We start from the raw sequence: 15,101 nt of genomic DNA, 5'->3' as shown, positions 1-15,101 counted from the left end.
AGGTGGTTCAGCGGACGTCGGAGCGGGCCCCTCCCCCAGAGGCCGGCTCCTCTTTCAAACAGCTCTACAACAGGAACCCGGCCGGGAACGGGTCGCGCGGGTCGAGGAAGTACTGGGCGGTGCCGGTGACCCAGGCCCGCCCGGTGACGGTGGGCACCACGGCGGCCAGACCGGCCACCTCGGTCTCCTCGACCAGGCGCCCGATGAAGGTCGTCCCGATGAAGGAGTCGTTGCGGAAGTCGCGCCCCAGCGGCAGTTCGCCGCGCGCGTGCAGCTGCGCCATCCGGGCCGAGGTGCCGGTGCCGCAGGGCGAGCGGTCGAACCACCCGGGGTGGATGGCCATCGCGTGCCGGGAGTGCTCGGCGGTGGAGCCGGGGGCGAGCAGCTGGACGTGGTGGCAGCCGTGGATGGACGGGTCCTCCGGGTGCACCGGGCGGTCGGGGCTCGCGTTGATGGCGGCCATCAGGGCCAGTCCGGCCTCCAGGATGTCCTGCTTGCGCTCGCGCTCGAAGGGCAGCCCGAACTCGGCGAGCGGCAGGACGGCGTAGAAGTTGCCGCCGTACGCCAGGTCGTAGCCGATCGTGCCGTACCCGGGCACCTCGATCTTGGCGTCCAGCGCGGCCGAGTAGGACGGCACGTTGCGGATGGTCACCGCGGTGGCGGCGCCGTCCTCGACCCGCACCTCGGCGATCACCAGCCCGGCGGGCGTGTCCAGCCGCACCGTGGTGACCGGCTCGACCACCGGCACCATGCCGGTCTCGACCAGCACGGTGGCGACGCCGATGGTGCCGTGCCCGCACATCGGCAGCAGGCCGGAGACCTCGATGTAGAGCACGCCGAAGTCGGCGTCCGGCCGGGTCGGCGGCTGGAGGATGGCGCCGCTCATCGCGGCGTGGCCGCGCGGCTCGTACATCAGCAGGGTGCGGAAGTGGTCCAGGTGCTGCTGGAAGTGCACCCGGCGCTCGGCCATGGTGGCGCCGGGAATGACGCCGAAGCCGCCGGTGATGACCCGGGTCGGCATGCCCTCGGTGTGCGAGTCGACGGCGTGGAACACGTGACGGCTGCGCATGGCTCTGACGACTCCCGTCGGAGTGGGCGTACGGAGGTGCTGACCGTACGCGGGATCGGATGGGTGGGGCCGGGCCGGCTGCCCCCTCAGCCGGCCTGGTGACGAAGTCTCCCGGTTACGCCAGGCCCTCGGCCAGCGCCTTCTCGGTGGCCGCTCGGACGGCCGCCTCGATGTCCGGGGTCAGCGGCTGGCGCGGCGGGCGGACCGGGCCGCCGGCGCGCCCGGCGATGTCCATGGACAGCTTGATGGCCTGGACGAACTCGGTCTTGGAGTCCCAGCGCAGCAGCGAGTGCAGCGACTTGTACAGCGGCAGCGCGGTGTCCAGCTCCTGCGCCACGGCGGCCCGGTACAGCGCGACGCTGGCCTCCGGCAGGGCGTTCGGGTAGCCGGCGATCCAGCCGACCGCGCCGGCCAGCGCCAGTTCCAGCAGCACGTCGTCGGCGCCGATCAGCAGGTCCAGCCCGGGGGCCAGTTCGGCGATCTCGTAGGCCCGGCGGACGTCGCCGCTGAACTCCTTGACCGCGACGATCGAGCCCTCGCCGTGCAGTTGGGCGAGCAGCGCGGGGACGAGGTCGACCTTGGTGTCGATCGGGTTGTTGTACGCGACGACGGGCAGTCCGGCCTTGGCCACGTCGGCGTAGTGCGCCCGGACGGACGCGTGGTCGGCCCGGAAGGCGTTCGGCGGCAGCAGGAGCACGGAGCCGGCGCCGGCCTCGGCGGCCTGCTCGGCCCAGCGGCGGGACTCGGCGCTGCCGTAGGCGGCCACGCCGGGCATCACCCGGGAGCCGTCGCCGGCCGCCTCGACGGCCACCTCGACGACGCGGGCGCGCTCCTCGGCGGTGAGCGTCTGGTACTCGCCCAGCGAGCCGTTGGGGACGACGCCGTCACAGCCGGACTCGATCAGCCAGCGGACGTGCTCGGCGTACGCGTCGTAGTCGACGGAGAGATCCGGGCGCAGCGGGATCGTGGTGGCGACCATGATGCCGCGCCAGGGCCGGGCGGTGTCGTGTGGGGTGTTGGACACGATGAGCTCCTTGGTGAGGTGTGACATTTTATTAGAAGAGATGGGCCGGAGACAAGAGTCCCCGGCCCGCATGTTCGACGGACCTCAGACCATGTCGGCGTCCTCGCCGGACGACCCGGACGACCCGGACGACCCGGACGACCCGGCCGCCAGCTGCGACAGCGGCACCGGGCAGGCCAGCGGCCGCCGGTCCGGCCCCGGCTCACCCGAGCCGGCCAGGCAGGCCACGGCCGGACCGCACATCCGGCCCTGGCACCAGCCCATCCCGGCCCGGGTGAGCAGCTTGACGGTGCGCGGATCGCCCGCGCCCAGCTCGTCCACGGCCTCCCGGATCGCCGAGACCGGCACCTCCTCGCACCGGCAGACGTCGGTGTCCGGGCGCAGCCAGCCGGTCCAGCCGGGGCCGGGCCGGTGGGCCGCGGCCATCAGGTCGGCGAAGTTCCGCAGCCGGGCCCGGCTGCGCAACAGTGCGGGCTTCGGCGCCCGGTCGGCCACGGCGTGCGCGGCCAGTTCGCCCTCCACGATCGCGAGGTCCGCGCCGCCGACGCCGTTGGTCTCCCCCGCCGACCAGAGGCCGGGCACGGTGGTGCGCAGCCGGGCGTCGACCCGGAGCCCGACGGCGCCGTCCGGGGCGGTCCTGGTGGCCGCGCCCAGTTCGGTGGCCAGGTCGATCTGCGGGAGCAGCCCGTGGCCCACGGCGACGGCGTCGCAGGCGATCCGGCGTTCGGTGCCGGGCACCGGCCGCCAGTCGGTGTCCAGCCGGGCCACCGTGACGGCGGTGACCCGCTCGGTCCCGTGCGCCTCGACGACGGCACTGCGCGGGCGCAGCCGTACGCCGTGCCGCAGCAGCGTGCTCCCGTGCCCGGCGCCCTCGACGAGCTTGGCGGGGACGGCCGCCAGGGCGCCGGGGCGCCGGGCGTAGCCGAGGTAGTCGGTGGCCTCGACGACCGCGGGCACCTCGGCCCCGGCGGTGACCAGCGAGGACGCCGCCGCGAGCAGCAGCGGCCCGCTGCCGGCCACCACGATCCGCCTCCCGGGCAGCACCAGCCCGGCCTTGAGCATCGCCTGCGCGCCGCCCGCGGTGACCACCCCGGGCAGGGTCCAGCCGGGGAACGGCAGCTGGCGCTCGTACGCACCGGTGGCGAGCAGCACGGACGCGGCCGGGACGGTGGCCCGGTCGGTGGCCTCCGGGCCGCGCGTGACGTGTACGGCGAAGCCGTCGCCGGTCCGCTCCAGCGCCCACACCTGGTGGCCGCCGAGGAAGCGGACCCGCCCGGCCCGCTCGTGCGCGGCGAGCCGGTCGGCCAGTCCGGTGTAGACGGACCAGCCGTGGTGGAGCCGGTCCGGGCGGGCGGCGCCGAGGCCGGGGGCGGGGTGCCGGTAGTACTGCCCGCCGGTGCTGTGGCCGGCGTCCAGCAGGACGCAGCGCAGCCCGAGGTCGGCGGCGGTCACGGCGGCCGCGAGCCCGGCCGGGCCGGCGCCGATCACCGCGAGGTCGGGGCGTCGGGCCGCTTCGGCGGCGGCCCGGTCAGACGGCGAGGTCGGCACGGCCGTGGCCCTCCTGGGTGGTGACGGTGGTGCCGGGTTCGGCGGGGAGCAGGCAGGTGCGCTGGTTGGGGCGGCCGTCGACGGTGGCCAGGCAGTCGAAGCAGGCGCCGATGCCGCAGAACACCCCCCGCGGCCGGCCGCCGACCCGGGTGGTGCGCCAGGCGAGCACGCCGTCGGCCCAGAGCGCGGCGGCGATCGACTGTCCGGGCAGGGCCGGGACGGGTCGGCCGTCGAACTCGATGTGGTGGGCGGGGCCGGGTTCGGCCCGGACCAGGTCGGCGGGGGTGCGGCGCATCGGCGGCTTCTCCGTTCCGGGGTTGGTCGACGGACGAGGGCGGTCTACACGACAGGGGCGGTCGACACGGCGGGGGCGGTCGACGAACGAGCATGGTCGGCAGGCGGACAGCGGTGGTCGAGGAGCCCGGGCTCAGTCCCCGGCGTCCGACGGGAAGCGGTCCGGGCGGAACGGCGCGAGGTCCAGTTCCGGCTGCTTGCCGGTCAGTTGCTCGCTGATCAGCAGGCCGGTCGCCGGAGCCAACCCGATGCCGGCGCCCTCGTGCCCGCAGGCATGGTAGAGCCCGGGCACCCTGGGGTCCTCGCCGATGGCGGGCAGGTGGTCCGGCAGGTACGGACGGAAGCCCCGGTAGGTGCGCATCACGGTGACGTCCGCGAGCACCGGGAAGAGCGCCGCGGCCTGGGCGGCGAGCCGCCGCAGCACCTCCTGGGAGAGGGTGCGGTCGAAGCCGACCCGTTCGCGGCTGGCGCCGATGAGCACCGGCCCGCCGGGGGTGCCCTCGACCACGGCGGAGGTCTGGAGCCCGGCCGAGCCGCTGGCGACGTCGGCGACGTAGTCGGCGGCATAGACCTTGTGCCGGACGATCCGCGGCAGCGGCTCGGTGACCAGGACGAAGCCGCGGCGGGGCATCACCGGCAGGTGCACCCCGGCCAACCCGGCCAGTTCGCCGCCCCAGGTGCCGGTCGCGTTGACGACGGCGGGGGCGTCGAGTCTGCGGCGGTCGGTCCGCACGCCGCGCACGGCGCCGTCCGGCCCCCGGTGCACGGCGGTCACGGTCTCGCCGGTGATCAGCTCGGCGCCCATCCGGCGGGCCTCGCGCAGCAGGTGGGCGGCGGCGAGGGCGGGCTGGACCTGGGCGTCCTGCGGGTAGTGGAAGCCGCCGGCGAGGCCGGGGGCGAGGTGCGGCTCCAGCTCGTGCAGCCGCTCGGCGGGGATCTCCTCGGCGGTGACGCCGGCGGCGGCCTGGCCGACGGCGAAGGCCCGCAGGGCGTCCTGCCCGGCCGGGGTGGAGGCGATCACCACGCCGCCCTTGGGCTCGTACTCCACGGCCGCGCCGAGGTGTTCGGCGAGGTCGTGCCAGAGCCGGGTGCTGAGCAGGGCGAGGTCGAGTTCGGGCCCGGGCTCCTTGTCGGAGACCAGCAGGTTGCCCTCGCCGGCGCCGGTGGTGCCGCCGGCCACCGGCCCGCGGTCGACGACGGCGACGGTGAGCCCGGCGCGGGCCGCGTAGTAGGCGCAGGCGGCGCCGACCACGCCGGCGCCGACCACGACGACATCCAGGGGAGGTCTCTGGGTCTTGAGCACGTCAGTAATATGTCACATGCCATCCACCCTGCCAAGACCACCCGCCGAATCCCGCACCGGGCCGGAGCAGCACAAAAGCCCGGGCTCACCGGGCCGGAGCAGCGCAAAGGCCCCGGCCCACCGCGTCGGGCGGCGGGCCGGGGCCTCAGGGTGCGCTACCGGCTCAGGTGATGTCGTCGATCTGCTCGTGACGGGCCGCCGGCACCGGGGCGCCCGCCGTCGGCGCGGCCGAGGCCTGGACCATCTCCGTACCGGCCACCGGCTGCACCGAGAGGTCCAGCTCCGAGGCCTCCTCGTCGCTCAGTCCGGCATCGGGGTCGCGGCGCTCCTTGCGCCTGTCGTTGAAGATCGCGATGCCCACCGCGAGGAAGTACAGCGCCCAGATCGGCGCGGCCAGCGTGAGCATGCTCACCGGATCGGCGCTCGGGGTGGCGAAGGCGGCGAAGACCGTGATGCCCATGACCATGCCGCGCCACCAGCCGAGCAGCCGCTTGCCGGTGACCATGCCGACCATGTTCATCATCACCAGCAGCAGCGGGAACTCGAAGGCCAGGCCGAAGACCAGCACCATCCGGGTGGCGATGTCGAGGTAGTCCTCGGGCGGCAGGATCGGCGTGGTCTTGTCCGGGGTGAACGAGATCAGCACGTCGACGGTGGTCGGCAGCACCAGGATGGCGCAGCCCACGCCGGCCAGGAAGAGCGGCGCCCCGCACAGCATGAAGATGACGGCGTACTTCTTCTCGTGCCGGTGCAGACCGGGTGCCACGAAGGCCCAGACCTGGTAGAGCCAGACCGGCACGGTCGCGACCACACCGGCCGTCAGTGACACCTTGAGCATCCAGGTGAAACCGGCGGTCAGACCGATGTTGGAGACCTGGGCGCACTTGCCCTTGAAGTGGTCGGCAGTCTCCACGGTGCAGCGCGGCAGCGGCTCCAGCAGGAAGTTCTCGATCTGCCTGTGGTAGATCGCCGCCACGATGGTGATCAGCACGATCGCCAGGACCGACTTGACCACGCGGTTGCGCAGTTCCCGCAGGTGGTCGGTGAGGGCCATCCGCCCCTCAGGATCCTTGGACGCCTTCGACGCCTTGGAGAGCTTGCTCAACCCCGGTCCTCAACTCGTGCGTCGAGGCCCGCCGGTCGACGGGCCTCCGTGGTCGCGTTCGTCACGTGCGCCGCACTCAGTGCGGGCGGTCGCCGTCGGCCGCGGACGGCCCGGCGGCGGGCTCGGCCACCGGGCGGGCGGTGCCCGAGGCGCCCGGAGCGGCCTGGATGGTCCTGGCCGCGGTCGTCGCCGAACCGCCGTCGACCCGGGGCGCCGGAGGCGGCGTCGCGGCGGCGTCCTCCTCGGCGCCGTCCGAGCGCATGGCCTTGGCCTCGCTCTTCAGGATCCGCATCGACTGCCCGAGCGAGCGAGCCAGGTCGGGCAGCCGCTTGGCGCCGAACAGCAGGACGGCGAAAATCACGACCACCACGATCGCGGTCATCGAGATGCGCATTGCGCGACCACCTTCACTCATGGCGACCCGTCGGGCCCCCCGCCGCGGATGGTAACCGCTGCGGATGACGCCACGACGACGGCCGCCCGAACAGGACAGCGGCCCCGGTTCGCAGTTCAGGAGCCATCTGCAGGAGCCATCTGAGAGCGTAACCCGCCCCCGCCTCCCCGCAGCAGCCCCCGTACCACCGACGGCCCTCCTGTGCTACCGAACGGGCGCTACCGGACAGCCTGCCCGGCGGGCGCCACCGGAAGGGCGCCACGGACGGCCCTACCGAGCCGGTACGGCCTCCGCCAGCTCCCCCGCCGCCTCGGCCAGCGCCCGCGAGGCCGCGTCCACGCCCTTGGCCAGCGCCCGCACGTCCAGCCAGAGCCGGATCGCGAGCACCCCGAGGACCAGCAGGCCCGCGGTGGCGAGCAGGACGGCGGCGACGAGCATCCAGGACATGCGCCCCACCCTATCGGGCCCGGCCCCCCGGCCTGGTCCGGAGGAGAGCGCCCGCTACCCCTCGGCCGGGACGAGCCGCATGGTGCGCACCCCGGCCCCGACGAGCGCCGCGACGATCTTCTCCCCGGCCGGCTTGCGCACCGCCGCCCCGCAGAGCGGGCAGCCGAAGCTGTAGTGCGCCTGGGCCGGGGTGCGACCGAGGGTCAGCCGGAACTCCTCCGCCGGGAGCTCGACCTTCTCCCGGCACTCGGAGCAGTACACCTTGAATCTGGTCCCGGGCTCCACCGATCAGACCCGCCCCTCCCCGTCGGCGACGGTCTGCTCCCCGTAAGCGGCCAGCGCCTCCAGGGCGGCCGCGCGGGCCTGCCCGGCCAGCCCGGGCGGCGAGACGATCCGGCCGTCCCGGCCCAGCCGCAGCGCCAGCGGGCGCAGCTGGGAGGGATCGGCGCTGCGCAGGGTGATCCGCAGCCCGCCGTCGGGCAGTTCCTCGGCCCGGTCGTGGGTGTAGTACTCGGCCACCCAGCGCCCGCCGGAGGTGACCTCGACGACCACCTCGGGGTCGTCCGCGGACGGGTTGACCAGCCCGCCGCTCAGGTCGCGCGGCTCGCGCCGCGGCGGGTCGGCGGGGACGTCCAGCACCCGGATCTCGGCGACCCGGTCCAACCGGAACATCCGGTGGTCCTCGGAGGTGCGGCACCAGGCCTCGAGGTAGGTGTGGCCCTCGGTGAGCAGCCGGATCGGGTCGACCTCGCGCTCGGTCATCCCGCCGCGCCCGTGCGAGTAGTAGCGCAGCCACAGGCGGCGCCCCTCGCTGAGCGCGCGGTCGATGTCGGCGAACACGTGGCCCTCCGCCTCGAAGGTCACGCCGACCCGGGCGCTGCCGGCGGCGCTCTCGCCCGCCGCGTTCTCGATCTTGACGACGGCCCGGGTGAGCGCCTCCCGGTCGCCGGCCCGCAGGCCGGGCAGCCCGGCCACCGCACGGGCGGCGACCAGCAGCGCGGTGGCCTCGTCGGCGGCGAGGCGCAGCGGCTGGGCCACGTCGTCGACGTTGTGCCACCAGATCCGCTCGCCGTCGGTGTCGATGTCGAGCAGGTCGCCGCCGCGGAAGCTGGTGCCGCACATCGGCAGCACGTTGAGGTCCCCGATCAGCTCGCGCTCGGAGATCCCGAACGCGCGGGCCACCTCGGCCACCTCGGCGCCGGGGCGCTCGCGCAGGTAGGTGACCAGCGACAGCATCCGCCGCGTCTGGTCGATCGCGTTGCTCACGCCTGAACCCCTCCGCTTCCGTTCACCACGTCCAGCCCGGCCACGGCCCGCAGCCGGTCGATCACGTCGGCCCGCAGCTCCTCGGGCCCGAGCACCAGCACGTCCGGCCCGAACTCGGCGAGGTCGGCGCCCAGCCCGTTGCCGTACGGGATCTCCAGCTCGTCCCAGCCGTCGTCCACCCGCGCGCTGCTCAGCGCCTTGGTGCGCAGCGGGAAGCCCGCTCCCCGGCGGACCCGGACGGTGGCGGTGGCGGTGGCGCCCTCGCCCGCGAACTTGGCGACGGTCGCGCGGACGTCGACGTGCTCGGGCACGGTGCCGAGGAAGGCGCCGGTCCTGGCCCGGACCTTGCCGGTGATCCGGCCGAGCCGGAACACCCGGGCGTCGCCGCGGTCGCGGTCCCACCCGGCCAGGTACCAGTGCCCGCGCCAGCACTCCAGCGCCCACGGCTCGACGGTGCGCAGCTCGCCGGCGGCGGCGCCGGCCTTGCGGTACTCGAAGCCGACCGGACGGCGGTCCCGGGCGGCGGTGAGCAGCGGCTCGAACGCGGCCTCCCGGGCGGGGATGCGCGGCTCCAGGGCGGTCCGGCCCTCGGGCTCGGCGAACGGCACCCCGGCGGCGCGCAGCTTCTGCAGCGCGCCGCTGGCCGCGCCGGACATCTTGGCCTGCTGCCAGACCCGGGCGGCCAGGGTCAGCGCGGCCGCCTCCTCGGCGTCCAGCGCGATCTCGGGCAGCCGGTTGCGGTCGGCGCGGGCCAGGTAGCCGAGCTCGCCGTCCAGGGCGCTCTCGTCGACGTCGATCACCAGGCCGAGTTCGCGCAGGTCGTCCTTGTCCCGCTCGAACATCCGGTTGAAGGCGTCCTCGCTGCTGTTCTGCCAGGCCTCGCGGTACGCCTCGATGGATTCCCGCAGCTCCTTCTTGGAGAGCGGACGTCTGGTGTTCATCAGGCACAGGGCGAGATTCATCAGCCGCTCTGCCTTGGCGATCGCCATCGCTGACCCTTCCGGTGTGCCGCGCCGTGCGCGGGGTGCGCCAACCGGGCGATCACCACCCGGCGGGACCGACCGTACCGGTAGCGGTACGCACGGCAAAAGCGGCCTCCCGAAACGCCCGTGGGCCGGGCCCCCGGAGGGGTCCGGCCCACGGCCGCGGCAGGCTCAGACGCCCAGCAGGTCGACCACGAAGATCAGGGTCGAGCCCGCCGGGATCAGCGGGGTCGGCGACTGGTTGCCGTACGCCAGGTGCGACGGGATGGTCAGCTCGCGGCGACCGCCGACCTTCATGCCGACGACGCCCTGGTCCCAGCCCTTGATGACGCGGCCGCCGCCCAGCGGGAAGCGGAACTCGTTCGGGGTCCGGTTCCAGCTCGCATCGAACTCCTCGCCGGTCTCGAAGGTCACGCCGACGTAGCGGACCTTGACGTTGTGGCCCGGCTTGGCCTCCTCGCCGTCACCGACGACGATGTCGCGGATCTGCAGGTCCGCCGGGGCGTCGCCGATCGGGAAGTCGATCTCGGGCTTCTCGTTGAGGTTGACGCTCACAGTCCCTCTTCTCACGTTTCGCATTGCAGTCACGACCAAGCGGCGGGCGCCCGCACCCCCGGTCCGTTCCCGGACCACGGTACGGGCGCCCACCGCCCGGGGTGGTCCGGCCACGCGGCCGGACCTGAAGGTCACACGCACACCATTGTCACCCGAAAGTGGATCAGCCCTGACCGGCGTCCAGAATGTCCACCACGAAGACCAGCGGCGCGCCCGGCGGGATGTCGCCCTGGCCCTTGTCGCCGTAGGCCAGCGCGGCCGGGATCACCAGCTCCACCCGGCTGCCGACGGTCTGGCCCACCAGCCCCTGGTCCCAGCCCTGGATGACCTGGCCACCGCCGACCGGGAAGGAGAACGCCTGGCCCTTGCTGAGCGAGGAGTCGAACATCTTGCCGTCCTTGAACAGCGCGCCGGTGTACTGGACGACGACCTTCTCGCCCTTCTCCACCGCCGGCCCGGTGCCCTTGATCAGGACGTGCGACTTCAGCTCGGTCGGGTCCTTCGCGCCGGCCACCGGGGTGATCTCGGCCGGCTTCTTGCCGTTGTCCTTGACCTGCGGGAAGTCCGCGGGCGGCGGCGTGACGGTGCCGCTCACCACGGCGTCGGGCGCGTTGGCGTTGCGGATGTCGATCACGAAGATCAGGTCGTCCTTCGCCCCGATCGACATGTCGGCCTTGCCCTGGGAGCCGAACGCGGCGGCCGGCGGGGCCACCACGAGGACCCGGCTGCCGGCCTTCTTCCCGACCACGGCCTGGTCCAGCGCCGGGATCAGCGCGTCGGTGCCGGCCTGGAAGATCTGCGGCTTGCCGTTGTTGTCGTACGAGCTCGGGATGTCCTTGCCGGTGGTCCAGTCCTTGGCGGTGTAGTCCACCGAGGTCCAGGAGTTCTTGTCCACCTTGGGGCCGGTGCCCTCGGTCAGCACCTTCACCACGAAGGAGCCGTCGGAGGCCTCGCCCGGCACCTGGATCTCGGCCTTCTTGCCGAAGTCACCGGTGACGGTGGGCAGCACCTTGGCGCTGTCCTTGATCGGCGGCACCGGGTCGGCGGTCGGCGTGGGCGGCGCGCTCTTGGCGGCGTCCGGCTTGGCGGCGGTGTCCGACTTGCCGTCCTTGTTCACCAGGTACAGCGTCACGGCACTGCCGGCCAGCAGCACGGCCAGCACCGTGCCGAGGATCACGCCCAGCCGGCCCACCCCGGGCGGGTTCTCGTCGTACCCGGCCTCCGAGGTGTCGCCCCGACGCACGGTGGAGGCGAAGATCTGCGGGGTGTCGTCCGTCTTGGTCCCGCCCGAGGCGCGCGGCTGCTCGCCGGGCTGCGCCCAGCCGGCCTGCTGCTTCAGGATCGACGGCGGGACGACGATCGACTCGCCGTCCCCCGGGAGCGGGCCGCCGGGACGCGAGGCGGCCGGGTCACCCGCAGAGCTGTCGTTCGCCGCGGTGCCGGCCCCGCCCGGGCTCGGCGTCTTCTCAGTCATGACTCCCCATCCATCTCGCCACGAGGTCTTCCAGGTCTGCGACCGGCGTGCTGACTGCCGGTCTGCCGTCGCACCGTCCGCCCCGGACCTCGACGCCGGGCGGCGCCTGCCACAGTGCGAGGGCAGTATGACAGCTCAGGATGAGGGCGGACGCTTCGTTGTACGAGCGTCCGCCCAAGCGTACGGAATCCCAGGGGGGACTTCCTAGAGCGTGTCCGCCCTAAACCGCTTCCCTGAGCCGCTTCCCTAAACCGCTTCCAGAACGTCGATCACGAAGACCAGCGTCGAGTTGGGCGGCACCGAGCCCTGCGCCTGGTCCTTGTAGCCGAGCCCGGGCGGCACCACGAGCAGGATCCGGCTGCCGACGGTCTGGCCGACCAGCGCCTTGTCCCAGCCCTCGATCACGCTGCCGGTGCCGATCTGCACCGCCTGCGCGCCCCCGTGCGTCCAGGAGGAGTCGAACTGCTGGCCGTTGTTCCAGAGCACCCCGGTGTACTGCACCACCAGGGTCTGCCCGCTCTTGACCTGCTTGCCCTCGCCCTTGATCAGCACCGCCTGCTCCAGGTCGGTGGGCGCGGCCTGCCCGGTCGGCACGGTGATCGTCACCGGGGCCTTGCCGTTGTCCTTGACCTGCGGCATCGTCGCCGGCGGCGGGGTCATGGCGCCGGTCAGCGTGGAGTCCTGCGGCAGGCTCTCCATGATGTCCAGGACGAACACCACCGTGTCGCCCTTGTTGACGCCGAGCTGGGTGCTGCCCTGCTCGCCGAAGGCCGCCGCCGGCGGGGCGACCACCAGCAGCCGGCTGCCGACCTTCTTGCCGATCACGCTCTGGTCCAGCGCCGGCACGAGCTGTCCGCTGCCGGCCTGGTAGAGCTGCGGCTTCCCGCTCGGGTCGTACGAGCTGGGCAGGTCCTTGCCGGTGGTCCAGTCCTTCGCCGTGTAGTTGACCGTCACCCAGTCGCCCTTGTTGACCGTCGACCGCTCGCCCTCGCTGACGGTGTTCACCACGAACTGGCCGCCGGGCTGGCCCTCCGGGAGGGTGATGGTGGCCTTGCTGCCGAAACCGCCCTCCGAGAGCGTGGGCATCGGCGACGCCTCGCCGACCGGTGCGGGCACCGTCGGAGGCGCGCTCGCCGCGGACGGAGTCGCCGGGCCGGCCGCCTTGGGCGAACTGCTGCAGGCGACCGCCAGCAGCAGGGGCAGGGTGAGTAGCAAACCGGCGGTGCGGCGCACGGTGGTCCTAACTGTCGATCGAGGTCGGCTCTCCTGACTTCGACGGACAGCGTATGCCCGGACGGCGTCCGGCCCCGGTAGACACCACCGGGGCCGGACACCGCCTTGATCACAAACCTGGGATCCCCTGCGGGGCTCACATCCCGGCGATCAGCTTCTCCACCCGCTCGTCCACCGAGCGGAACGGGTCCTTGCAGAGCACCGTGCGCTGCGCCTGGTCGTTCAGCTTCAGGTGCACCCAGTCCACCGTGAAGTCCCGGCGCTGCTCCTGCGCCCGGCGGATGAAGTCCCCGCGCAGCCGGGCCCGGGTGGTCTGCGGCGGGATGGACTTGGCCTCGAAGGTCTTGAGGTCGGTGGTCACCCGCTTCGCCTGGCCCTTGCCCTGGAGCAGGTAGAACAGGCCGCGCCGGCGGTGGATGTCGTGGTACGCCAGGTCGATCTGGGCCACCCGCGGGTTGGACATGCTCATCTGGTGCTTCTCGCGGTAGCGCTCGATGAGCTTGTACTTCATGATCCAGTCGATCTCGGTGGCCACCTCGTCCAGGTTCTCGGTGCGGACGGCCTCCAGGGTCCGGCCCCACAGTTCGAGCACCTGGCCGATGGTGCCGGTGTTGATGCCCTTGCGGTCGGCGAACTCCAGCGCCTTGGTGTAGTACTCCTCCTGGATGTCCAGCGCGCTGGCCTCGCGCCCGTTGGCGAGCCGCACCTGGTGGGTGCCGGTGAGGTCGTGGCTGACCTCGCGGATCGCCCGGATCGGGTTCTCCAGGGTGAGGTCGCGCATCACCACGCCGGCCTCGATCAGCCGCAGCACCAGGTCGGTGGCGCCGACCTTGAGCAGCGTCGTGGTCTCCGACATGTTGGAGTCGCCGACGATCACGTGCAGCCGGCGGTAGCGCTCGGCGTCCGCGTGCGGCTCGTCGCGGGTGTTGATGATCGGGCGGGAGCGGGTGGTGGCGGAGCTGACGCCCTCCCAGATGTGCTCGGCGCGCTGGCTGACGCAGTAGACCGCGCCGCGCGGGGTCTGCAGCACCTTGCCGGCGCCGCAGATCAGCTGGCGGGTCACCAGGAAGGGGATCAGCACGTCGGCCAGCCGGGAGAACTCGCCGTGCCGGGCCACCAGGTAGTTCTCGTGGCAGCCGTAGGAGTTGCCGGCCGAGTCGGTGTTGTTCTTGAACAGGTAGACGTCCCCCGCGATGCCCTCCTCGTGCAGCCGCCGCTCGGCGTCGACCAGGAGCCCTTCGAGGATCCGCTCGCCCGCCTTGTCGTGCGTCACCAGCTCGACCACGTCGTCGCACTCGGGGGTGGCGTACTCGGGGTGGGAGCCGACGTCGAGGTACAGCCGGGCGCCGTTGCGCAGGAAGACGTTGCTGCTGCGGCCCCAGGAGACGACCCGGCGGAACAAGTACCGCGCCACCTCGTCCGGCGACAGCCTGCGCTGCCCGCGGAACGTGCAGGTCACGCCGTACTCGTTCTCCAGCCCGAAAATCCGGCGGTCCATGAGCACTCCATTCTGTGTCGGAGCTGTCCGAAACCGCCTCCACGACGACTGGGCCGCCGCAGGGGCACCGGAGTCCCGTACGGCCTCCGTCCGGCCGCCGTACGGGACTCCGCAGGCACTGCTACTCCGGCGCGGTGTCCGCCGGGTCGTCCTCGTCGTCCGACTCGGCGGACTGGTCGCCGTCGAGCAGCCGGGCGAGCTGGTTGCCCAGGATGCGCTTGAACTTGCGCTGCTGGAACCGCTGGCGGTCGAGGACGGCCACCTCCAGCTGCTCCGGGGTGAGGGCGCGCGGGCTGCCGCCGTTGGGGTCGCGGGCGAGCGAGTCCACGGCGGCCCGGACCACCTCGGTGAGGCTCATCCCGGCCCGGTGGCGCTGGCCCAGGTAGTTGCCGATCGAGTCGGCGTTGCCGCCGACCACGACGTAGTTCTTCTCGTCGACGATCGAGCCGTCCGGGGTGAGGCGGTAGATCTGGTCCTCGTCCGCGGTGCGGCCGACCTCGGCCACGATCAGCTCGACCTCGTAGGGCTTCTCGCCGACCGAGGAGAAGATGGTGCCGAGCGTCTGGGCGTAGACGTTGGCCAGGCCCCGGGCGGTGACGTCGGCCCGGTCGTAGGAGTAGCCGCGCAGGTCGGCGTAGCGGACGCCGCCGATGCGCAGGTTCTCGAACTCGTTGTAGCGGCCGACCGCCGCGAAGGCGATCTTGTCGTAGATCTCGGAGACCTTGTGAAGCGCTCTGGAGGTGTTCTCCGCGACGAAGACGATGCCGTCGGCGTAGGTGAGCACGACCACGCTGCGGCCGCGCGCGATGCCCTTGCGGGCGTACTCCGCGCGGTCCGCCATGGCCTGCTGGGGCGAGACGTAGAACGGTGTCGACACCGGCGGTCGTCCCTTTCCTGAGAGGTGATGG

General features: G+C 73.0%; 16 protein-coding genes. All 16 read right to left on the bottom strand.

Going from position 1 to position 15,101, the window contains the following annotated elements; all coding sequences use genetic code 11:
* Positions 1–64: 64 nt before the first annotated feature.
* The 16 genes from AC07BF_RS19605 to prcA all read right to left on the bottom strand — a co-directional run bounded on the left by AC07BF_RS19605 (position 65) and on the right by prcA (position 15,070).
* Positions 65–1,069 (bottom strand): proline racemase family protein, encoded by a 1,005-nt coding sequence (locus AC07BF_RS19605; protein WP_363627445.1) that lies wholly within the window; start codon positions 1,067–1,069, stop codon positions 65–67.
* A 115-nt stretch (positions 1,070–1,184) separates the two neighbouring features.
* Entirely contained in the window at positions 1,185–2,048 is an 864-nt protein-coding gene (locus AC07BF_RS19600) for a dihydrodipicolinate synthase family protein (RefSeq protein ID WP_363627538.1), read from the bottom strand.
* 129 nt (positions 2,049–2,177) lie between these two features.
* Complete coding sequence (locus AC07BF_RS19595; protein ID WP_478333661.1) at positions 2,178–3,641, bottom strand: FAD/NAD(P)-dependent oxidoreductase; 1,464 nt, start codon at positions 3,639–3,641, stop codon at positions 2,178–2,180.
* Positions 3,622–3,936: a (2Fe-2S)-binding protein gene (locus AC07BF_RS19590; RefSeq protein WP_363583882.1), complete on the bottom strand. Its 315-nt coding sequence runs from the start codon at positions 3,934–3,936 to the stop codon at positions 3,622–3,624. Before AC07BF_RS19590 ends, AC07BF_RS19595 begins: the two co-directional genes overlap by 20 nt.
* 132 nt (positions 3,937–4,068) lie before the next feature.
* Positions 4,069–5,238, bottom strand: coding sequence for an NAD(P)/FAD-dependent oxidoreductase (locus AC07BF_RS19585; protein ID WP_478333660.1), 1,170 nt, complete (start codon positions 5,236–5,238; stop codon positions 4,069–4,071).
* 163 nt (positions 5,239–5,401) lie between these two features.
* Entirely contained in the window at positions 5,402–6,343 is a 942-nt protein-coding gene (gene tatC, locus AC07BF_RS19580; protein ID WP_363618122.1) for a twin-arginine translocase subunit TatC, read from the bottom strand.
* Positions 6,344–6,419: 76 nt separating this feature from the next.
* A complete protein-coding gene (gene tatA / locus AC07BF_RS19575) occupies positions 6,420–6,737 on the bottom strand; it encodes a Sec-independent protein translocase subunit TatA (RefSeq protein WP_363583888.1) in 318 nt (105 codons plus the stop codon).
* Positions 6,738–7,007: 270 nt separating this feature from the next.
* Entirely contained in the window at positions 7,008–7,184 is a 177-nt protein-coding gene (locus AC07BF_RS19570; protein WP_360230298.1) for a hypothetical protein, read from the bottom strand.
* Positions 7,185–7,238: 54 nt separating this feature from the next.
* Positions 7,239–7,469: a hypothetical protein gene (locus AC07BF_RS19565; protein WP_063346907.1), complete on the bottom strand. Its 231-nt coding sequence runs from the start codon at positions 7,467–7,469 to the stop codon at positions 7,239–7,241.
* Positions 7,470–7,472: 3 nt separating this feature from the next.
* Entirely contained in the window at positions 7,473–8,420 is a 948-nt protein-coding gene (locus AC07BF_RS19560; protein ID WP_363618486.1) for a helix-turn-helix transcriptional regulator, read from the bottom strand.
* 26 nt (positions 8,421–8,446) lie between these two features.
* On the bottom strand, positions 8,447–9,439 hold the full coding sequence (locus tag AC07BF_RS19555; protein ID WP_363627443.1) for a helix-turn-helix transcriptional regulator: 993 nt from the start codon (positions 9,437–9,439) through the stop codon (positions 8,447–8,449).
* Between the two features lie 165 nt (positions 9,440–9,604).
* A complete protein-coding gene (locus AC07BF_RS19550; protein WP_400329704.1) occupies positions 9,605–10,012 on the bottom strand; it encodes an FKBP-type peptidyl-prolyl cis-trans isomerase in 408 nt (135 codons plus the stop codon).
* A gap of 139 nt (positions 10,013–10,151) precedes the next feature.
* Positions 10,152–11,462, bottom strand: a complete 1,311-nt coding sequence (locus tag AC07BF_RS19545; protein WP_363583894.1) for an FKBP-type peptidyl-prolyl cis-trans isomerase — start codon at positions 11,460–11,462, stop codon at positions 10,152–10,154.
* A 246-nt stretch (positions 11,463–11,708) separates the two neighbouring features.
* The gene (locus AC07BF_RS19540; protein ID WP_363583896.1) at positions 11,709–12,695 is read right to left on the bottom strand and encodes an FKBP-type peptidyl-prolyl cis-trans isomerase; all 987 of its coding nucleotides are present in this window, start codon (positions 12,693–12,695) and stop codon (positions 11,709–11,711) included.
* Positions 12,696–12,831: 136 nt separating this feature from the next.
* Positions 12,832–14,193 (bottom strand): Pup--protein ligase, encoded by a 1,362-nt coding sequence (gene pafA, locus AC07BF_RS19535; RefSeq protein WP_363583898.1) that lies wholly within the window; start codon positions 14,191–14,193, stop codon positions 12,832–12,834.
* 121 nt (positions 14,194–14,314) lie between these two features.
* The gene (gene prcA, locus AC07BF_RS19530; RefSeq protein ID WP_363583900.1) at positions 14,315–15,070 is read right to left on the bottom strand and encodes a proteasome subunit alpha; all 756 of its coding nucleotides are present in this window, start codon (positions 15,068–15,070) and stop codon (positions 14,315–14,317) included.
* Positions 15,071–15,101 lie beyond the last annotated feature (31 nt).

It is taken from the genome of Kitasatospora sp. NPDC043950, assembly GCF_056435345.1.
The sequence above is the reverse complement of the archived record's forward strand: the minus strand, read 5'-3'. Positions and strand labels throughout refer to the sequence as shown.